We start from the raw sequence: 19,155 nt of genomic DNA on the forward strand, positions 1-19,155 counted from the left end.
CGACCTCCAGGGGGAGGCCCACCGCGACCAGGCCGAAGGTGAGCGCGCCCTCGACCGCTCCGACGCCGCCCGGGGTGGGGGCGGCGGAGCCGAGGGTGAGCGGCAGGAACGGTTGCGTCATGCCCCACAGGACAGCAGACGAGGGGCCGGGGGAGCGGATTTCGGGGGTGCGTCGGGAGGGGCGCCGCGGGCGGAGGCGCTACGGGAGCGCCGTGGCCCCGGCGGAGGGCTTCGTCGCCGTCCTGGCCTCCCCGAGGGCCTGAGCCCCGGCGTACCGCTTCGCCACCACTCCCGCGATCCGCGCGTGGTCGGCCAGCGGCTCGGAGACCGCCCAGACGTCGGGGAGCGCCGCCAGGGCCTGGGTGAAGCGGCCGGGGGCCAGGAGGTGCGCGGCGACCGTGATCCGGCGGAAGCCCCGGGTGTGGAGCGAGGCGACGGCGTCCGCGACCGGCGGGGCGGCCGGACCGGTGGCCGAGCAGTACGCGGCGGTCACCGGGACCGGGACCAGGTGCGCCACATGGTCCAGGGCGGCCAGCGTGCCGTCGTTGCCGCCCGGCCGGGACGAACCGGCCCCGGCGACGACGACCGCGTCGGCGGGCCCGCCGGCCGCCCGTTCGGCGGCGCGCAGCCGGTCGTACAGCGCGAGTCCGACGCCCGGATCGCCGCTGAGGCCCCGGGTGACGACGCAGTCGAAGTGCTGGGCGACGGCGGGGATGTCGACGGTCCGGTGGTACCCGTCCCCGAGCATCAGAGGCACGACGACGGCGCCCGGCCGGTCGGCCAGCACATAAGGAAGCGACGGCCGCTGATGGTCCAGGTGCCCGACGGCGACGGGCGCGCCGGTGAGCCGCTCGACGGCACGGGCGAGCCGGGCGACGGTCTCCCCGGCCTCGGGCACGGCACTCCCGTGCACGGCGAGTACGAGATCCCGCATGGCTACCTCCGCTGTCACACCGCTCCTGGGGGCCGGGTCCGGGGACCGGTCCGGCACTCCAGGGCGGATCTGTTCCTGTTCCCCCGTTTCTCCGGCTCTCCTGGCCGGCTCCGCTTCGGGCCGGGCTTTCCGGCCGGGCCCTCCTGGGGGCCGTGCGGGCTCCCTGGGGTCCGTCCGGCCCCACTCCCCAAGGGCCCGCGTCCGGACCTTCCTGAGGTCCGTCCGAGCGCTCCCGAGGGCCCGTACGGGGTGTTGCCGCCCGTGTCGTCCGAGCCTCCGCGAGGCCCGTCCCGTCCGGGGCGGCACCGCCGGTCGCGTCCAGGCGTCCCTGAGGCCCGCCCGGGCCGCCGTCCGTGTCGTCCGACCCTCCGCGAGGCCCGTCCCATCCGGGGCAGCACCGCCGGTCTCGTCCGAGCGTCCCCAAGGCCCGCCCGGGCCATCGCCGCCCGCCTCGTCCGGGCCTCCCCAAAGTCCGTCCGGGGCCGCGTCGCCGGTGTCGTTCGGCGTCGCGGCCCCCTCGTAGCCCACGCTATGCCCGCGCCCCCGCCGCCCGGCCCCGCCGCAGGTCCCGTCCCGCAGGGCCGCAAGTCCTGGTGCCTCGGGTCTTTTTCGGGGGCGGCGGGCCGGTCGCACCGCCCTACCGTCGAAGGCGACGGAGCGCGGGAACCCCCGCGGGCTCCACCTGCACCCCCACCCCACGGAGACCGCCATGGCTGCCGCCCCCGCCGGCCCCGCCCAGCAGACCCGGAACCTCGTGCTGATCGGCCACGGCATGGTCGGCCACCGGCTCCTGGAGGCCCTGGCCGAGCGGGGCGCGCTCGCCGGGCCCGACGGCGGGCCGGGCTGGCGGGCGGTCGTGCTGGGGGAGGAGGACGTCCCCGCGTACGACAGGGTGCACCTCTCGTCGGTCTTCACGGGCACGGAGCCCGCGGACCTCGCCCTCCCCGCGCTCGACGACGGCCTCGTCGACCTGCGGCTGGGCGACCCGGCCGAGCAGATCGACACCGCCGCCCGCACGGTCACCACGACCTCCGGCGCCGTCGTGCCGTACGACGCGCTGGTGATGGCGACCGGCTCGTACCCGTTCGTGCCGCCGATCCCCGGCGCCGACGCGGCCGGCTGCTTCACGTACCGCACGCTGTACGACGTCGACGCCCTCACCTCGTACGTCCGCACCCAGGACGGCGTCCGTACGGGCGTCGTCATCGGCGGCGGGCTGCTCGGTCTGGAGGCGGCGGGCGCGCTGCGCACGCTCGGCGCCGCCACGCACGTCGTGGAGTTCGCGCCCCGGCTCATGCCGCTCCAGGTGGACGACGGCGGCGCGGCGGCGCTGCGGGCCACGATCGAGTCGATGGGCGTGGCCGTGCACACGGGCGTCGGCGCCGCCGAGGTCGACGTCGACGCCGACGGCCGGGTGCGCTCCCTGAAGCTGTCCGACGGTACGCGGATCCCCGCCGACCTGGTCGTCTTCTCGGCGGGCGTACGGCCCCGGGACCGCCTCGCGCGCGAGGCGGGGCTCGCGGTCGGCGACCGCGGGGGAGTGGCGGTCGACGAGCACTGCCGGACGAGCGACCCGTACGTGTACGCGGTGGGCGAGTGCGCCCAGACCTGCGACGGGCGGGTCTACGGCCTTGTCGCGCCCGGCTACCAGATGGCGGAGGTGGTCGCCGACCGGCTCGCGGGGCCGGGCGGATCGGAGTTCACGGGCGCCGACACGTCGACGAAGCTGAAGCTGCTCGGCGCGGACGTGGCGTCCTTCGGCGACCCGTTCGCGGACGAGCCGCGCGCCACCGAGATCGTGTTCTCGGACGGGCGCGAGGGCGTCTACAAGAAGCTGCTGCTCGGCCCGGACGGGCAGCTCCTCGGCGGCATCCTCGTGGGTGACGCGGAGGCGTACGGCTCACTGCGCCCGCACGCGGGACGGCAGCTTCCGGCGCCGCCGGAGGCGTTCCTCCTCCCCGCGTCGGACGGCGCCGGGCGGCTGCCGGGCGCGGAGGCCCTCGCGGACGACGCCGTCGTCTGCTCGTGCCACAACGTCACCAAGGGCGCCGTGCGGGACGCGATCACCGAGCATGGGCTCACCGACGTCGGCGGCGTCAAGCGCTGCACCAAGGCGGGCACGGGCTGCGGCGGCTGCCTGAACACCCTCCAGGCGGTCCTGGACGCGGCCGGCGTGGAGAAGCCGCGCGGACTGTGCGAGCACTTCCCGGACCGGGGCCGCGCCGAGCTCTACGAGCTGATCCGTACGGAACACATCCGCTCCTTCACCGAATTGATGGAGCGGTACGGGAAGGTCGACGCGGGCGCTCCCCTGGGCGCGGTTTCCGGCTGCACCGTCTGCAAGCCCGTCGTCGCCAACGTCCTCGGCACCCTCGCCCCCGAACTGGGACTGCGGCACGTCCTGGAGGGCGAGCAGGCCACGCTCCAGGACTCCAACGACCTCTTCCTCGCCAACCTCCAGAAGGACGGCACCTACTCGGTCGTGCCGCGCGTCCCGGGCGGCGAGATCACCGCCGAGCAGCTCATCGTCATCGGCGAGGTGGCCCGCGACCACGGCCTCTACAGCAAGATCACGGGCGGTCAGCGCATCGACCTGTTCGGCGCGCGCAAGGACGAGCTCCCGGCGATCTGGCGCCGCCTGATCGCCGCGGGCTTCGAGTCGGGGCAGGCGTACGGGAAGTCGCTGCGGACGGTGAAGTCCTGCGTCGGCTCGAAGTTCTGCCGCTTCGGGCAGGGCGACTCGGTGCAGCTCGCGATCGACCTGGAGCTGCGCTACCGGGGCCTGCGCGCCCCGCACAAGTTCAAGGGCGGGGTGTCGGGCTGTCTGCGCGAGTGCGCGGAGGCCCGCGGCAAGGACATCGGGGTGATCGCCACCGCCGGCGGCTGGAACCTGTACGTCTGCGGCAACGGCGGCACCACCCCCCGCCACGCCGACCTGCTGGCCTCCGACCTGTCGACGGCGGAGCTGTTCGCGCTGATCGACCGCTTCCTCATGTACTACATCCGCACTGGCGAGCGCCTGGAGCGCACCTCGGCCTGGCTGGAGCGCCTCGGCGGCACCGGCGGCGGCATCGAGCACCTGCGCGAGGTCCTGGTGGAGGACTCGCTGGGGATCTGCGCCGAGCTGGAGGCGCAGATGGAGCGGCACGTGGCCGCGTACCGCGACGAGTGGCAGGCGGTCCTGGACGACCCGGCGGCCCTGGAGCGCTTCGCTCCGCACGTGGACGGAGTGGAGTTCCTGGAGCCGGGCCGGGGCCGGGCCGCGGTCCTCGCGGACGGGACGGAGGCGGCGCTGTTCAAGGACGCCGCGGGCGCGGTGTACGCGGTGGGCAACCGGGATCCGTTCTCGGGCGCCGACGTCATGGCGAACGGGATCATGGGCACCCGGGCGGGCGTGCCGGTGGTGGCCTCGCCGATGCACAAGCAGGAGTTCGACCTGAGGACCGGCGTCTGCCTGGACGACCCGTCGGTGTCGCTGCCGCTGCTGACGGTGCCGGAGGTCCCTAGGGCCCGGGACTGAGGGGACCTCCGCCACGCCGCCGGCCGACGATGGACCCTCCCGTACCCCTGACGCGGCGGCGCAGCCTGGAAGGGCAAGAATGTCTCGAAAAGTCAGGGAATCGCCATGAGTTCCATCGCTCAGGACAGCAGAACGAAGGGCGGGCCGTCACCCGCCCGGTACGACACGGACCAGTACCGTCCCGGCCACACCATCACGGACTGGGAGCCGGAGAACGAGCTGTTCTGGAAGTCGATCGGCAGGAAGGTCGCCAACCGCAACCTGTGGATCGCGGTACCGGCGCTGCTCGTGGCGTTCGTCGTCTGGCAGGTGTGGTCGGTCACCGCGACCAACCTGAAGGACGTCGGTTTCTCCTTCTCCACCTCCCAGCTGTTCTGGCTGACGGCCATCCCCGGTCTGACCGGCGGCACGGCCCGGATCTTCTACACCTTCCTCGGCCCGATGGTCGGCCAGCGACGCTTCACCGCCCTGTCGACGGTGGTGCTGATCGTCCCGCTGATCTGGCTGGGCATCGCGATCCAGGACCCGTCGACCTCGTACGGCGTGATGGTCGCCATCGCCGCGCTCTGCGGCATCGGCGGCGCCAACTTCGCCTCCTCCCTGGCCAACATCGGCTTCTTCTTCCCCAAGGCGAAGAAGGGCAGCGCGACCGGCATCAACGGCGGCCTCGGCAACCTGGGCGTCTCGGTCGTCCAGCTGCTCACCCCGATCGTCATCACCTGGTCGACGATCGCCATCGGCTCCGCCCAGCACAAGGCGGACGGCACCCCGGTCTACCTGCAGAACGCCGCCTTCATCTGGGTGCCCGTGCTGCTGGTGCTCGCGGCCGTGGCCTGGTTCGGGCAGAACGACCTGAAGGTGGCCTCCACCCCCTTCAGCAAGCAGAAGGTCATCTTCAAGCGCAAGCACAACTGGCTGATGACCTGGCTCTACGTCGGCACCTTCGGCTCCTTCATCGGCTTCGCCGCCGCGCTCCCGATGCTGATCAAGACCACCTTCCCGGACTACTCGGTCGCCACCTACGCCTGGATGGGCCCGGCGGTCGGCGCCCTCGCCCGGTGGGCGGGCGGCTGGATCGCGGACAAGTGGGGCGGCGCGCGCGTCACGATCCTGTCCTTCGTGGGCATGTCGATCGCCCTCATCGGCGTGATCAACTTCCTCCCCTCGGGCGGTGACGGCGGCTCCTTCTACGGCTTCTTCTTCTGCTTCCTCGCGGCGTTCCTCTTCTCCGGCATCGGCAACGGCTCGACCTTCCGCCAGATCCCGGTGATCTTCCGCGGCACCCACCTGAAGGGGCTGACGGAGGGCACCCCGGAGTACGCCAGGGCCCTCAAGCAGGCGGAGATGGAGTCCGGCGCGGTCACCGGCTTCACCTCGGCCGTCGCGGCCTACGGCTTCTTCTTCATCCCGGCCCTCTTCGGCTCGGTGGCCGTGACCAGCGCGATGTGGGGATTCGTCGCCTTCTACGCCAGCTGCACCGTCGTGGCCTGGTGGTTCTACGCCCGCAAGGGCGCCGAGGCCCCCAGCTGACCGGCCCTGTCCCCGTCCGGAAAAGGCCCCGCCCAGGCGGGGCCTTTTCCCGTCCCCGGAACGGGACCTAGGGCCATCGACTGGTGACCAATGCCGCCCCCTTTGATCGATCAAACGGAGTGCAATGGAAGCAAGCAACGACGCGAGATGTAGAACGACGAGAAGGCGGTGCGGGCCATGACTGCGACCCCTGCTGAAGCGACGGTGAACGAGGGAGCCTGGAAGGGCTTCAAGGGCGGCCTCTGGCGCGACGCCATCGACGTCCGCGACTTCATCCAGCAGAACTACACGCCGTACGAGGGCGACGACTCGTTCCTCGCCGGCCCCACCGAGCGGACCACCGCCGTGTGGCAGGCCATCACGGACAAGTTCCCCGAGGAGCGGGCCAAGGGCGTCTACGACGTCTCCTACGACATCCCGGCCTCGATCACCGCGCACGCCCCCGGCTACATCGACCGCGACAAGGACCTGATCGTCGGCCTCCAGACGGACGCGCCGCTCAAGCGCGCGATCATGCCGTACGGCGGCTGGCGGATGGTCGCCGGCGCCCTGGAGACCTACGGCTACCCGGTCTCCGAGGAGCTGGAGAAGGTCTTCACCGAGTACCGCAAGACCCACAACGCCGGTGTCTTCGACGCGTACACCCCCGAGATCCGCGCCGCCCGCAAGGCCGGCATCGTCACCGGACTTCCCGACGCCTACGGCCGCGGCCGCATCATCGGCGACTACCGCCGCGTGGCCCTCTACGGCGTCGACCGCCTCATCGCGGTGAAGAAGGAGGAGAAGGAGGAGCTCAACGCCCTCCCCGCCGGCCACCGCTCGCTGGAGGAGACCATCCGGCTGCGCGAGGAGCTCTCCGAGCAGATGCGCGCCCTCGGCGAGCTGAAGGCGATGGCCGCCTCCTACGGCTACGACATCTCCGGCCCGGCCACCACCGGCCGCGAGGCCATCCAGTGGCTGTACTTCGCCTACCTCGCCGCCGTGAAGGAGCAGAACGGCGCCGCGATGTCGCTGGGCCGCACCTCCACCTTCGTCGACGTCTACCTCCAGCGCGACCTCGAAGCCGGCCTCCTCACCGAGGAGCAGGCCCAGGAGCTGGTGGACGACTTCATCATCAAGCTGCGCATCGTCCGCTTCCTGCGCACCCCCGAGTACGACGAGCTGTTCTCCGGCGACCCGACCTGGGTCACCGAGTCCATCGCCGGCATGGGCGAGGACGGGCGTCCGCTGGTCAGCAAGACCTCCTTCCGCTACCTCCAGACCCTGTACAACCTCGGCCCGGCTCCCGAGCCGAACATGACCGTCTTCTGGTCGCCGCAGCTCCCCCAGGGCTTCAAGGAGTTCTGCGCCAAGGTCTCCATCGACACCTCCTCCGTGCAGTACGAGTCGGACGAGCTGATGCGGCCGCGCTTCGGCGACGACACCGCCATCGCCTGCTGCGTCTCGGCGATGCCGGTCGGCAAGCAGATGCAGTTCTTCGGCGCCCGCGTGAACCTCGCCAAGACCCTCCTGTACGCGATCAACGGCGGTCGCGACGAGAAGTCCGGCGCCCAGGTCGGCCCCGCGACCGGTGCCATCACCGCGGACGTGCTCGACTACGACGAGCTCATGAGCAAGTTCGACGAGCAGATGGAGTGGCTGGCCGACGTCTACGTCCACGCGCTGAACGTCATCCACTACATGCACGACAAGTACGCCTACGAGCGCATCGAGATGGCGCTCCACGACCGCGACGTGCGCCGCACCATGGCCTGCGGCATCGCCGGCCTCTCGGTGGCCGCCGACTCGCTGGCCGCCGTCAAGTACGCCAAGGTCACCCCGGTGCGCGACGAGACCGGTCTGGCCACCGACTACACGATCGAGGGCGAGTTCCCGGCGTACGGCAACAACGACGAGCGCGTCGACGAGATCGCCGTGTGGCTGGTCGAGGAGTTCATGAGGAAGGTGCGCAAGCACCCGACCTACCGCAACGCCGAGCACACCCAGTCCGTCCTGACGATCACCTCCAACGTCGTCTACGGCAAGAAGACCGGCAACACCCCCGACGGGCGCCGCGCCGGCGAGCCGTTCTCCCCGGGCGCCAACCCGATGAACGGCCGCGACACCCACGGCTACGTGGCCTCGGCCCTGTCGGTCGCGAAGCTGCCCTACGAGGACGCCGAGGACGGCATCTCGCTGACCAACACGGTCACCCCGGACGGTCTGGGCCGCACCCCCGAGGAGCGGATCAAGAACCTCGCGGGTGTCCTCGACGGCTACATGGCCAGCGACGGCTTCCACATGAACGTCAACGTCCTCAACCGCGACGTGCTGATGGACGCGATGGAGCACCCGGAGAACTACCCGCAGCTGACCATCCGGGTCTCCGGATACGCGGTCAACTTCGTCCGGCTCACCCGCGAGCAGCAGCTCGACGTGCTGAACCGCACCTTCCACGGGTCCCTGTGACCCCCGGGCCGGCCCTCACCGGCCGGCCCGCCCCAGACTCGCGCGGCCCCGGGGCCCGATTCCTCGACCCTCACCCGGGCCCCGGAGCCGCGCGCGATTCCACCCCGGCACCACCTTCCGCACCCCCCGCACCACCTCTTCCATCCGCCTGGACAGGAGGCCCTGCCATGGCCGTGCTCCTCGGCTCGGACATCCCGACCGCTCCCATCACCCCGGCCGCCGCGGCGACCCAGCGGCCCTCCGAGGGCTCCGTGCACTCCTGGGACCTGTCCACCGGCGTCGACGGCCCCGGCACCCGCTTCGTCACCTTCCTCTCCGGCTGTCCGCTGACCTGCCTCTACTGCCACAACCCCGACACGTGGCGGATGCGCAACGGCAAGCGCACCTCGGCCGACGACGTGATCGCGGAAGCGGCCAAGTACACCCGCTTCATCTCCGCGTCCGGCGGCGGAGCGACCGTCTCGGGCGGTGAACCGCTGCTCCAGCCCGTCTTCACCGGCGAGCTGCTGCACCGGATGAAGCACGAGCTCGGGCTGCACACCGCCCTCGACACCTCGGGCTTCCTGGGCGTGCGCGCGACCGACGCCCTGCTGCGCGACACCGACCTGGTCCTTCTCGACATCAAGTCCTGGGACCCGGACACGTACAAGAAGGTGACCGGCCGGCCGCTGCGGCCGACCCTGGACTTCGCCCGGCGTCTCGCCGACCTCGGCCAGGAGGTCCACGTCCGCTTCGTGCTCGTCCCGGGGCTGACCGACGCCCCCGCCAACATCGAGGGAGTCGCCGCCTTCGCCGCCGGTCTCGGCAACGTCTCCCGTGTGGACATCCTTCCCTTCCACAAGCTGGGCGAAGCGAAGTGGCAGGCACTCGCCAAGCCCTTCACGCTCCACGACACTCCCTCGCCCACTCCGGAGCAGGTCAGCGAGGCGCGCGAGGTGTTCAGGTCCCACGGCCTGTACGCCGTCTGAGTGACGGGAGCGGAGGCGAGCGTGGCGCCCGTCGGCCGACCGACGCCCCACTCACCCACCTGCACGTCAAAACAGGACAAATCTTAACGAGTCGCCCTACGGTGACCGCGTGACCGAGCCCCCGCAGGCCCCCGCCGAGCCGCCCCAGGCTCCCGCCGAGCCGCCCCAGGCTCCCGCCGGGCCGCCGACCGCCGCCGCCGACCCGCCGCCGCAGACCCCCGCCCAGGTGCGCCGCCGCGCGACCCTCGCGGGGGTCGTCGTCTCCCTCCTGCTGATCCTCGCGATCGTCCTCGGCAGCCGGCTCCTGCGCGACTTCGACTCGGCCCTGCTGCCCTACGCGGTGGCGACGGTCTTCCTCGCCTTCGGCGTCGCCTACCGCTACACCGTGTGGGTCTCGGCCCCCGGCGCCCGGCGCCTCTTCAAACAGGGCTGGCGCGCCTTCTTCTCCGCCGAGAACTTCCGCAGGGCGCCCACCGCCCTGCCCCGGATGATCGTCACCTACCTGGGCTTCCAGAAGTTCCTCGGCGCCCGCTCGCACGCCCGCTGGGCCGCCCACCAGCTGATCTTCTGGGGCTGCGTGCTCGCCGCCCTGATCACCTTCCCGCTGACCTGGGGCTGGTTCACCTTCACCTCGTCCACCGGCTCGGGCCCCGGCTACGAGATGCGGATCTGGGGCTTCAAGGTCCTCGGATTCGACTCGCTGAGCGTCATCGGCTGGCTGATGTTCCACGGCCTGGACATCGCCGCCGTCCTCGTCATCCCCGGCGCCTGCTACTTCCTGTGGCGCCGGATGAAGGACCGCGGAGCCATCACCGGCCAGCGCTTCGCCTACGACCTGCTCCCCCTGATCGCCCTCATCGTGATCGCGGTGACCGGTCTGCTGCTCACCTTCTCCTCGATCTTCCTGCACGGCGGCGGCTACGAGTTCCTGGCGATCCTGCACATGGTGTCGGTGGTCTTCACTCTCATCTACATCCCGTTCGGAAAGTTCTTCCACATCGTCCAGCGCCCGGCGGCCGTCGGCATGCAGCTGTTCAAGTACACGGCACGGGACAAGGCGGCGGCTGAGGGCGGGGCTGGGGTGGGGGGCGCCGCTGGGGCTGGGGTTGGGGTCGAGACGGGGAGCGGCGCCGTCGACGGAGAGGGGCTCCTCGCCTGCCGTCGCTGCGGCGAGCCCATCGACGCCGCCCCCTACGTCGAGAACCTCCAGGGCACCATGCGCGACCTCGGGCTCCAATTCGACGAGTGGGCCGAGTACTGCCCCCGCTGCAAGCGCGTCCTGCGCGGCAACGCCTACCTCACCCACGTCAAGAAGGGCTTCAAGTGACGCACGCGCAGGCCGGGCCCCCGCTGCCGCTCGACCCCTCGGTCGCCCCGCCCGGCACCCGCAACTTCCGCGACGCCGGCGGCATCCCCGCCGACCGCTGGCACGCCGACCAGAACGGCGAGACCCTCGTCCCCACCCACTGCTGCTTCTGCGGCGTGCAGTGCGGCATGTACCTGCGGGTCGACCGCGCGGGGAAGGTCTTCGGCGTCGAGCCCCGCAACCACGACATCAACCGGATGCGGCTCTGTCCCAAGGGCATCAACGCCTACCAGCAGGTCAACCACCCCGACCGGCTCACCTCCCCCCTCATGCGCCGCAACCGCGACGAACCCTTCCGCGAGGCCAGCTGGGAGGAGGCGCTCGACTTCACCGTCTCCGAGATCCGCCGCATCCAGGGCGAGTACGGCAACGACGCCTTCGGCCTGCTCGGCGGAGCCAGCCTCTTCTCCGAGAAGACCTATCTGGTCGGCAAGTTCGCCCGGGTCGCCCTGAAGACCAAGCACGTCGACTACAACGGCCGGCTGTGCATGGTCTCCGCCGCCGGAGCCAACAAACTGGCCTTCGGCATCGACCGGGCCGGCAACCCCTTCTCCGACATCCTCCTCACCGACTGCCTGCTGATCGCCGGCTCCAACGTCGGCGAGTGCTTCCCCGTGATGACCCAGTACCTGTGGGGCGCCCGGGACCGGGGCGCCACCCTGATCGTCGTCGACCCGCGCGAGACCCCCATCGCCCGCACCGCAGACCTGCACGTCGCCCTCCGGCCCGGCACCGACTCCGCCTTCTTCAACGCCGTCCTCCATGTCGTCGTCGCCGAGGGCCTCACCGACGAGGCCTACCTCGCCGCCCACGCCACCGGCTGGGAGGAGGTCAAGCGGACCGTCGCCGACTACCCGCCGGCCCGCTCCGCCGAGATCTGCGGCGTCCCCGAGGAGCAGATCGTCCAGGTCGCCCGCATGTTCGCCGGCGCCGACAAGGCCATGGCCTGGCACGCCCGAGGCGTCGAGCACCACTCCCAGGGCGTCGAGAACTGCCTGTCGATCATCAACCTGTGCGTCGCCGCCGGACACATCGGCCGCCCCGGCGCCGGCTACGGCACCATCACCGGCCAGGGCAACGGGCAGGGCGGCCGCGAACACGGCCAGAAGTCCGACCTGCTGCCCGGCGGCCGCTCCATCTCCAACCCCGAACACCGCCGCCAGATCTGCGAGATCTGGGGCATCGACGAGGCCGAACTGCCGGCTGCCGGCACCTCCATGATGGAGATGGTCTGGCAGATGCAGCGCCGCGAGATCCGCGGCCTCATCGGCATCTGCAACAACCCCTTCGTCTCCCTCCCGAACTACGCCACGGTGAAGGACGGGTACGACACCGCCGAGTTCCACGCCCAGTTCGACTTCTTCCTCTCCGAGACCGCGGCCAACGCCCACGTCGTCTTCCCCGTCACCGTCTGGGCCGAGGACGAGGGCGTCATGGCCAACGCCGAGGCCCGTGTCGTCAAGCACAACAAGGCCCAGGAACCACCCGCCGGCGTCCGCACCGACACCTGGGTCATCTGCGAACTCGCCAAACGCCTCGGCGCCGCCGACAAGTTCGACTTCCCCGACTCCCGCTCCGTCTTCGAGGAGCTGCGCGTCGCCTCCGCCGGAACGGTCAACGACTACTACGGCATCACCTACGAACGGCTCGACGAGACCGGCGGCATCGCCTGGCCCTGCCCGGACACCGAGCACCCCGGCACCCCCCGCCTCTTCGAGGACGGCCGGACCTACCACCCCGACGGCAAGATCCATCTGCAGGTCGTCGAATGGCACCCGCCCATGGACCCGTACAGCGAGGAGTACCCCCTCTCCCTCACCACCGGACGCACCGTCGCCCACTTCCTCTCCGGCAACCAGACCCGCCGCCTGGGCGCCCTCGTCGAACAGACCCCCCGCCCCTGGGTCGAGGTCCACCCCTCCCTCGGCTTCCGCAACGGCGACCCGGTCCGCGTCGTCACCCGCCGCGGCAGCGAGGTCTTCCCCGCCCTGGTCACCGAGGCCATCCGCCCCGACACCCTCTTCATCCCCTACCACTGGCCCGTGCCGACCTCCGCCAACGCGCTGACCATCGACGCCCTCGACCCGCGCTCCAAGATCCCCGAGTACAAGGTCTGCGCCGCCCGCGTCGAGCTCGCCGAACGCGTCGACGAGGTCCCCGCGCCGCCCACCGCCCCCGGCCAGGTCGCCTACCCGGAGACCCAGCTCTCCCGCGTCGACCCCCTGCCCCCCACGGCCCCGCAGGGCCGTGGCACCTCGGAGAGGAGCTGACGCCGCACATGATGGGCCGCACCATCTTCATCGACCCGGGCCGCTGCATCGGCTGCCAGGCCTGCGTCTCCGCCTGCCGCGAATGCGACTCGCACCGCGGCAAGTCGATGATCCACCTGGACTACCCCGAAGAGGGGCGCTCCGTAGCCTCCCTTCCCACCGTCTGCATGCACTGCGAGGACCCCGTCGCCCCGTGCGCCGAGGTCTGCCCCGCCGACGCCATCCTGGTCACCGCCGACGGTGTCGTGCAGCAGGCCGACACCAGCCGCTGCATCGGCTGCGCCAACTGCGTCAACGCCTGCCCCTTCGGCGTACCGAAGATCGACCTCCAGGCGAAGCTGCAGATGAAGTGCAACCTCTGCTACGACCGCACCGCCTACGGCCTCGCCCCCATGTGCGCCACCGTCTGCCCCACCGGCGCCCTCTTCTACGGAACCCTCGACGAGCTGCGCGCCGAACGCCCCGGCGTCCAGGTCGCCGACTCCTTCACCTTCGGCTCCACCACCGTCTCCACCGGCGTGGCGATGGTCGTCCCGGCCGACAAGGTCCAATGGCCGGTCCCCGGCGGTCTGCCCATCGTCGAAGTCAACGGAGTGGACGTCCGATGAGCCTCACCGAACAGCCCCCCGACAACGGCTCCGAAGCATCCGAGGCATCCGAAGCACCCGACGCCGCCCAGGCCGCCCTCCGCGACCGCGTCTCCGCCGACTCCCTCACCACCCGCCGTGACTACCTGCGGATCGTCGCCACCGTCTCCGGCGGCCTGGCCGTCGGCGGCATCGGCGTCGCCTCCGGCATCCTGCACCGGCACGGCGACACCGACGGGGCACCCGAACCCAAGAGGATCGCCGACTCGATCCCGCCCGGCGAGTCGGTCGCCTTCCGCTACCCGGACGAGGAGGACCGCGCCGTCGCCGTCCGCCTGGACGACGGCACCCTCGCCGGCTACTCCGCCGTCTGCACCCACCTCGCCTGCGCCGTGCTCTGGCGCAAGGACCGGGGGAGCGAGGGCGAGCTGTACTGCCCCTGCCACGAGGGAGTCTTCGACGCCCGCACCGGCGAGGTGACCGCGGGCCCGCCGCCCCGGCCGCTGCCCAAGGTCCTCCTCGTCGAGGGCGCCGACGGCAGCGTCTGGGCCGTGGGCACCACCCGCTCCGGCGAGAGCGTCCAGGAGGGCCTCTGCCGCCAGCTCGGCGACAGCCGCCCCGACCTCGCGGGCCGCCTCGGCTGCCCGGGCGCCGGAGCCGGCAGCCCGCTCGGCAGCACCCTGGAAAGGAGCCGCCGGACATGACCGACACCCCGTTCCCCAAGGACCCGGCCGCCCCGGGCCACCCGCCGGAGACCCCGCGGGAGCTCCCGCCCCGGCCCGCCTACACCCCCGGCAGCGCCCAGCCGCGCCTCAACCGCCCGGTCCACGAGCGCTACCCCCAGATCCGCCCCACCAGCGGCTACGGCGACCCCCGGATCCGGAACACCGGTCCCGGCCCGGGCGCCGGGAGCGAGCAGGAGCCCGAACGCTCCTCCAAGCTCACCGCCCGCCTGGTGCTGGCTCTCACCGTGGTCGTGGGCCAGCTGTGGGGCCTGACGGTCGTGGTCGACGAGTGGATGGCGGGCGACACCGGGACCGCCTGGTGGGGGGCGGGCTTCCTGGTCCTGTCCTTCCTCGTCGTCCTGGGCCTGTGGCTGCTCGACCCGAAGGACCGCTGACGGTCCACGGTCGGCGCCGGCCAGGGCCACCGGTCGGCCCGGTACGGGGCGGTGATCCCGGCGTACCCTGAAGACATGAGCACCGCCCCCGCCTCCGGACCGCGAGCAGCGAAGCAGTCCGACTCCCGACCCGATCCCCAACCCAGGCCGGCACTGATCTTCGACGATCCACTGGACCAGCAGTCCGCGGACGACACGGACCGGGGATGGGGCGAGCGGCCTCCGGCCGGCGGCGACAGCGCCGCCGACCTCGCGCGCTTCCTCGACGAGAAGCCGCCGCACCACCTCTGACGCCGACGCGAGCCGTCGGTCAGGAGGTGGGGTGCGTCCCGGTGCTCGCGCCGGAGGACGGACCCCGCTGGGCGACGAGGGTGTCGCGGATCTCCTTCAGGACCTCCAGCTCGCTGACCTCCAGGGTCTCCTGCACGCCTTCCTTGGCCTTGTCGTGCGCGGCGCGCTTGGCCAGCACCTTGGCCATGGGCAGCACCATCAGGAAGTAGACGACGGCCGCGGTGATGATGAAGCTGAGGATGGCGCTGAGCACCAGGCCCCACTCCAGCTGGATGCCCTGCATCTCGCCGTTCACGATCTTGCACGGGTCCTTGATGCAGGACTTGTAGCTCTCCAGGTTCTTGGTGCCGAAGGCGCCGACGATCGGGTTGATGAGACCCTTCACCACCGAGTTCACGATGTTGGTGAACGCGGCACCGATGACGACCGCCACCGCCAGATCGATGACATTGCCCCGCATGAGGAAGGCTTTGAAGCCGTCCAGCACGCTTTCCTTCTTCGCGCTCACCGTGGTGCCCTTCGTCTTGTGTGCAGTGTGCGGAGCCATTACGCCGCGATCGGCGCAGAGGCGTCCAATCCGTACACACGGGACGGTGACTTGACAGTCCGTCAGTGCGAATCAGCACAGCGTCACCGCCAGTTGGGACGTCATGCCCGCACCGGCGAGCGCCGCCGCCGTCGGCCGAGGAACGGACAGGACGACCAACGCCCCACCGTCCGAACGAGTCTCACCCGGGCCGGGTACTTCGGCCACTCGGACACCCGAGGCCACCACACGGGCCTCGCCGCTCCCGCCGGCCCCGAGCGTCGTCATGGCGGGCGCGGCGATCACGTCCACCCGGTCGCCGGGCCGCAGCAGCCGGACGGTCTCCGCGTCGGCGATCCGCACCGGGGCCGACACGAGCGGCACGGCGGGCGGCCGGTGCCGCTCCTGCGCCACGGGCCGGGGCCGCGGCTGGGCGACCAGGTCGTCGGCCCCCGCCACACCGGCCGCGGCGAGGGTGGCGGCCGCCAGCGCCAGAACCGCGGCGGGAGCCCGGCGCCTGCGCCGCAGGGCCCGCCGCAGCCGAAGCCTCCCGCCGCGTACGCGCAGCGGATCGAACTGAGGGACACCGCACGGCGTGGGCACCGAGGTGCGGGTGTGGGGAAGGCAGGAGTCTGAGGTCATCGCGGATACCGCCTGTCGTGGGACGAGCCGTCCGCCGGACCGTCCGGCGAACCGCACTCACCATCCCGTCCTCGCGGCGATCCCGCTCCGGCCTGTGGACAGCCGGGCCGCTGTGGACAACTTCCTCACCCCCGCGAGCGATTGCCGCCGGGCGGCGATGTCCGCGACGCTTGAGCCAGTCCGGACCACACGGCGCGTTCCTCACCCCGCCGTGCGGCTCAGGGCAGTTCGATCCCCAGGTCCCACCCGTCGTGGACCCGGGTGCACAGGCAGTCCCGGTCGGTCGTCGCGGGGAGCGCGCCCACCGCGTCGAAGAGCACATCACGCAGCCGGCCCACGTTCTCGCCGAACACACGCAGTACCTCGGAGTGCGAGACGCCGTCCCCCGTCTCCGCGCCGGCGTCCAGGTCCGTCACCAGTGCGAAGGAGGTGTAGCAGAGTCCCAGTTCCCGGGCGAGTACGGCCTCGGGGTGGCCGGTCATGCCGACCACCGACCAGCCCGCGGCCGCGTGCCACCGCGACTCGGCGCGGGTGGAGAAGCGGGGGCCCTCGACGACGACCATCGTGCCGCCGTCGACGGGTTCCCAGCCCCGCCCCCGGGCGGCCTTCAGGGCGACCTTGCGCCCGTCGGGGCAGTAGGGGTCGGCGAAGGCGACGTGGACCACGTTCGGGACGGCCCCGTCCGCGCGTGGCTCCCCGTCGAAGTAGGTCTGTGCGCGGGTCCTCGTCCGGTCGACCAGCTGGTCGGGCACGACGAGGGTGCCGGGGCCGTGCTCCTCGCGCAGACCACCCACCGCGCAGGGCCCGAGGACCTGCCGGACGCCGACCGAGCGCAGGGCCCAGAGGTTGGCGCGGTAATTGATCCGGTTCGGCGGCACGCTGTGGCCGCGGCCGTGCCGGGGGAGGAAGGCGACCCGTCGGCCGGCGAGCTCGCCGAGGAAGAGGGAGTCGCTGGGGCTGCCGTACGGGGTGTCGACCGACACCTCGGTCACATCGTCCAGGAAGGAGTAGAACCCGGAGCCGCCGATCACGCCGATGTCCGCGAACACGTCGCTCGTCATGGCGGTCACCCTAGCCGCCCCGAAACGCGAGATGCCCCGCCGATGGGAATCGGCAGGGCAGACGCGAGAAGGGTGGATCAGGCCGCCGAGGTGGAGCTCGACGAGGCCGCCGGCTTCGAGTCCGAGGAGGACGAAGACGAGGACGTGGAGGTCGACGCAGAGGACGACGACGCAGTGGAGGACGACGACGAAGAGGACTTCGACGAGGCCGGCGAGCTGCTGGACGACGAGCCGCGGCTGTCGTTCCGGTAGAAGCCGGAGCCCTTGAACACGATGCCAACGGCCGAGAACACCTTCTTCAGGCGTCCCTTGCAGTTCGGGCACTCGGTCAGAGCGTCATCCGTGAACTTCTGCACCGCCTCGAGGCCCTCGCCGCACTCGGTGCACTGGTACTGGTAGGTCGGCACTTGTCTTCCTCCTGGCACTCACACTCATCGAGTGCTAACGACGATCCATAGTGACGTATTCCGCCGGTTCAGTCCACCGTCACGGGAACTCGGTGACCGATGCCACGCGCGGCGACGCGGCCCGTCGCGCGCGGCTGGAGCCGCGTGCGACGGGCGATCAGGGTGGCGAGGGCGAGCACGGTGCCCGCCATCGGCACCAGGAAACCGGTGCTCGCGCCGTGGGCGTCGGCCAGGCGGCCGGCGACCGTGACGGCGGCGGCCTGGCCCAGGGCCACGGCGCCGGTGAGCCAGGTGAAGGCCTCGGTGCGGGACGTGGCCGGGACCAGGGTCTCGACGATCGTGTAGCCGGTGATCAGCGCCGGGGCGATGCACAGACCCACGACCAGGCCGAGGGCGCCGAGCAGCAGGACGGAGTGCGTGGTCCACAGAAGGGAGGCGGCGATGGTGAGACCGATGTAGCCGAGGATCAGCCGACGACGCGGGCCGATCTTCCAGGCGACGGCACCCATGGCGATACCGGCGAGCATGTTGCCGGCGGCGAAGATGCCGTACAGCAGGCCGTTGGCGCCGGGGTTGCCGATCTCCTCGCTGAAGGCGGTGAGCGAGACCTGCATGCCGCCGAAGACGGAGCCGATGCCCAGGAAGGCGATGGCGAGGACCCGGACGCCGGGGATGGACAGGGCCGAGCGGTGCGGCTCGCCGTCCGTCTGGCCGGCGGCGGCGGTCAGGCCGAAGGCGGGCTGGGTGCTGCGCTGGGCGGCGAAGAACAGGCCGCCGACCAGGGTGAGGGCGGCCTCGGCGATCAGGCCGGCCGCCGGGTGCACGCCGGTGCACAGGGCGGTGGCGAGGACCGGGCCGACGACGAAGGTGAACTCGTCGGTGACCGATTCGAAGGCCGCGGCGGTCGGCATCAGGGGCGTGCCGTCCAGCTTGGCGGCCCAGCGGGCCCGGACCATGGGCCCGACCTGCGGCACGGAGGCGCCGGAGGGGACGGCTGCGAGGAACAGGGCCCACATCGGGGCGCCGGCGAGGGCCAGCGCGACCAGAAGGGAGACCGAGGCGGTGTGGATGAGCACACCGGGGATGAGGACGGCCCGCTGGCCGAAGCGGTCGGCCAGCTTGCCGGTCTGCGGGGCGAACAGTGCCATCGAGACGCCGGTGACGGCGGCGACGGCACCGGCGCTGCCGTAGGAGCCGGTGGTGTGCTGGACGAGCAGCACGATGCCGATGGTCAGCATCGCGAAGGGCTGCCGGGCCGCGAAGCCCGGCAGAAGGAAGGAGAGAGCACCAGGAGTGCGCAGCAGCTGCCCGTAGCCGGGCCGCTTCTCCGAGACCGTGGACGCCACGGTCCATGCCTTTCCGCCGCCTGGTAGCGGGCCCGTGCACGGTGGTGCGGGTATCGCCGAGAGCTGTCCTCATGCGCGGAACTGCGGTAGATACCGGGCCCCAGGCTGGAGGGCGCCGCGGCCGCCATACGGTCGCGCC

Annotated in this window: 16 protein-coding genes; 10 read left to right on the forward strand and 6 right to left on the reverse strand. The window is 71.8% G+C overall.

The window, feature by feature from the left end; genetic code table 11:
* Positions 1 to 199: 199 nt before the first annotated feature.
* On the reverse strand, positions 200 to 934 hold the full coding sequence (locus ABTZ54_RS20445) for a sirohydrochlorin chelatase (RefSeq protein WP_351665094.1): 735 nt from the start codon (positions 932 to 934) through the stop codon (positions 200 to 202).
* A 709-nt stretch (positions 935 to 1,643) separates the two neighbouring features.
* On the opposite strand from ABTZ54_RS20445, the gene nirB reads away from it, so the two are divergent.
* The 10 genes from nirB to ABTZ54_RS20495 all read left to right on the forward strand — a co-directional run bounded on the left by nirB (position 1,644) and on the right by ABTZ54_RS20495 (position 15,034).
* Complete coding sequence (gene nirB / locus ABTZ54_RS20450) at positions 1,644 to 4,454, forward strand: nitrite reductase large subunit NirB (protein ID WP_351665096.1); 2,811 nt, start codon at positions 1,644 to 1,646, stop codon at positions 4,452 to 4,454.
* 105 nt (positions 4,455 to 4,559) lie between these two features.
* On the forward strand, positions 4,560 to 5,984 hold the full coding sequence (locus ABTZ54_RS20455; RefSeq protein ID WP_351665098.1) for an MFS transporter: 1,425 nt from the start codon (positions 4,560 to 4,562) through the stop codon (positions 5,982 to 5,984).
* A gap of 177 nt (positions 5,985 to 6,161) precedes the next feature.
* Positions 6,162 to 8,432, forward strand: a complete 2,271-nt coding sequence (gene pflB / locus ABTZ54_RS20460) for a formate C-acetyltransferase (RefSeq protein WP_351665100.1) — start codon at positions 6,162 to 6,164, stop codon at positions 8,430 to 8,432.
* Positions 8,433 to 8,599: 167 nt separating this feature from the next.
* Positions 8,600 to 9,400, forward strand: a complete 801-nt coding sequence (pflA, locus tag ABTZ54_RS20465; RefSeq protein WP_351665102.1) for a pyruvate formate-lyase-activating protein — start codon at positions 8,600 to 8,602, stop codon at positions 9,398 to 9,400.
* Between the two features lie 109 nt (positions 9,401 to 9,509).
* Positions 9,510 to 10,727, forward strand: coding sequence for an MFS transporter (locus tag ABTZ54_RS20470; RefSeq protein ID WP_502997283.1), 1,218 nt, complete (start codon positions 9,510 to 9,512; stop codon positions 10,725 to 10,727).
* The gene (locus tag ABTZ54_RS20475; protein WP_351665104.1) at positions 10,724 to 13,036 is read left to right on the forward strand and encodes a molybdopterin oxidoreductase family protein; all 2,313 of its coding nucleotides are present in this window, start codon (positions 10,724 to 10,726) and stop codon (positions 13,034 to 13,036) included. The genes ABTZ54_RS20470 and ABTZ54_RS20475 overlap by 4 nt, the downstream gene beginning before the upstream one ends.
* 8 nt (positions 13,037 to 13,044) lie before the next feature.
* The gene (locus tag ABTZ54_RS20480) at positions 13,045 to 13,644 is read left to right on the forward strand and encodes a 4Fe-4S dicluster domain-containing protein (protein ID WP_351665106.1); all 600 of its coding nucleotides are present in this window, start codon (positions 13,045 to 13,047) and stop codon (positions 13,642 to 13,644) included.
* Positions 13,641 to 14,327, forward strand: a complete 687-nt coding sequence (locus ABTZ54_RS20485) for a QcrA and Rieske domain-containing protein (protein WP_351665108.1) — start codon at positions 13,641 to 13,643, stop codon at positions 14,325 to 14,327. The genes ABTZ54_RS20480 and ABTZ54_RS20485 overlap by 4 nt, the downstream gene beginning before the upstream one ends.
* Positions 14,324 to 14,743: a hypothetical protein gene (locus ABTZ54_RS20490; protein WP_351665110.1), complete on the forward strand. Its 420-nt coding sequence runs from the start codon at positions 14,324 to 14,326 to the stop codon at positions 14,741 to 14,743. The genes ABTZ54_RS20485 and ABTZ54_RS20490 overlap by 4 nt, the downstream gene beginning before the upstream one ends.
* Positions 14,744 to 14,818: 75 nt before the next feature.
* Positions 14,819 to 15,034 (forward strand): hypothetical protein, encoded by a 216-nt coding sequence (locus tag ABTZ54_RS20495; protein WP_351665112.1) that lies wholly within the window; start codon positions 14,819 to 14,821, stop codon positions 15,032 to 15,034.
* Between the two features lie 19 nt (positions 15,035 to 15,053).
* Here the strand turns inward: ABTZ54_RS20495 and mscL are convergent, their stop codons facing one another.
* The 5 genes from mscL to ABTZ54_RS20520 all read right to left on the reverse strand — a co-directional run bounded on the left by mscL (position 15,054) and on the right by ABTZ54_RS20520 (position 19,016).
* On the reverse strand, positions 15,054 to 15,542 hold the full coding sequence (gene mscL / locus ABTZ54_RS20500) for a large conductance mechanosensitive channel protein MscL (RefSeq protein WP_351665114.1): 489 nt from the start codon (positions 15,540 to 15,542) through the stop codon (positions 15,054 to 15,056).
* Positions 15,543 to 15,653: 111 nt separating this feature from the next.
* Positions 15,654 to 16,202, reverse strand: a complete 549-nt coding sequence (locus tag ABTZ54_RS20505) for a CpaB family protein (RefSeq protein WP_351665116.1) — start codon at positions 16,200 to 16,202, stop codon at positions 15,654 to 15,656.
* A gap of 218 nt (positions 16,203 to 16,420) precedes the next feature.
* Positions 16,421 to 17,263, reverse strand: coding sequence for an S-methyl-5'-thioadenosine phosphorylase (locus ABTZ54_RS20510; RefSeq protein WP_351665118.1), 843 nt, complete (start codon positions 17,261 to 17,263; stop codon positions 16,421 to 16,423).
* 77 nt (positions 17,264 to 17,340) lie between these two features.
* Entirely contained in the window at positions 17,341 to 17,670 is a 330-nt protein-coding gene (locus tag ABTZ54_RS20515; protein ID WP_351665120.1) for an FmdB family zinc ribbon protein, read from the reverse strand.
* Positions 17,671 to 17,738: 68 nt separating this feature from the next.
* Positions 17,739 to 19,016, reverse strand: a complete 1,278-nt coding sequence (locus ABTZ54_RS20520) for an MFS transporter (protein ID WP_351665122.1) — start codon at positions 19,014 to 19,016, stop codon at positions 17,739 to 17,741.
* Positions 19,017 to 19,155 lie beyond the last annotated feature (139 nt).

The organism is Streptomyces sp. NPDC094032 (genome assembly GCF_040303965.1).
Lineage (GTDB): Bacteria > Actinomycetota > Actinomycetes > Streptomycetales > Streptomycetaceae > Streptomyces.

Bases quoted from the DNA above. Each gene is read 5' to 3' on its own strand.
- ABTZ54_RS20505 (WP_351665116.1), bottom strand. From the start codon at position 16,202: ATGACCTCAGACTCCTGCCTTCCCCACACCCGCACCTCGGTGCCCACG.
- ABTZ54_RS20445 (WP_351665094.1), bottom strand. From the start codon at position 934: ATGCGGGATCTCGTACTCGCCGTGCACGGGAGTGCCGTGCCCGAGGCC.
- ABTZ54_RS20485 (WP_351665108.1), top strand. From the start codon at position 13,641: ATGAGCCTCACCGAACAGCCCCCCGACAACGGCTCCGAAGCATCCGAG.
- ABTZ54_RS20455 (WP_351665098.1), top strand. From the start codon at position 4,560: ATGAGTTCCATCGCTCAGGACAGCAGAACGAAGGGCGGGCCGTCACCC.
- ABTZ54_RS20490 (WP_351665110.1), top strand. From the start codon at position 14,324: ATGACCGACACCCCGTTCCCCAAGGACCCGGCCGCCCCGGGCCACCCG.
- ABTZ54_RS20495 (WP_351665112.1), top strand. From the start codon at position 14,819: ATGAGCACCGCCCCCGCCTCCGGACCGCGAGCAGCGAAGCAGTCCGAC.
- pflA (WP_351665102.1), top strand. From the start codon at position 8,600: ATGGCCGTGCTCCTCGGCTCGGACATCCCGACCGCTCCCATCACCCCG.
- pflB (WP_351665100.1), top strand. From the start codon at position 6,162: ATGACTGCGACCCCTGCTGAAGCGACGGTGAACGAGGGAGCCTGGAAG.
- ABTZ54_RS20510 (WP_351665118.1), bottom strand. From the start codon at position 17,263: ATGACGAGCGACGTGTTCGCGGACATCGGCGTGATCGGCGGCTCCGGG.
- ABTZ54_RS20480 (WP_351665106.1), top strand. From the start codon at position 13,045: ATGATGGGCCGCACCATCTTCATCGACCCGGGCCGCTGCATCGGCTGC.
- nirB (WP_351665096.1), top strand. From the start codon at position 1,644: ATGGCTGCCGCCCCCGCCGGCCCCGCCCAGCAGACCCGGAACCTCGTG.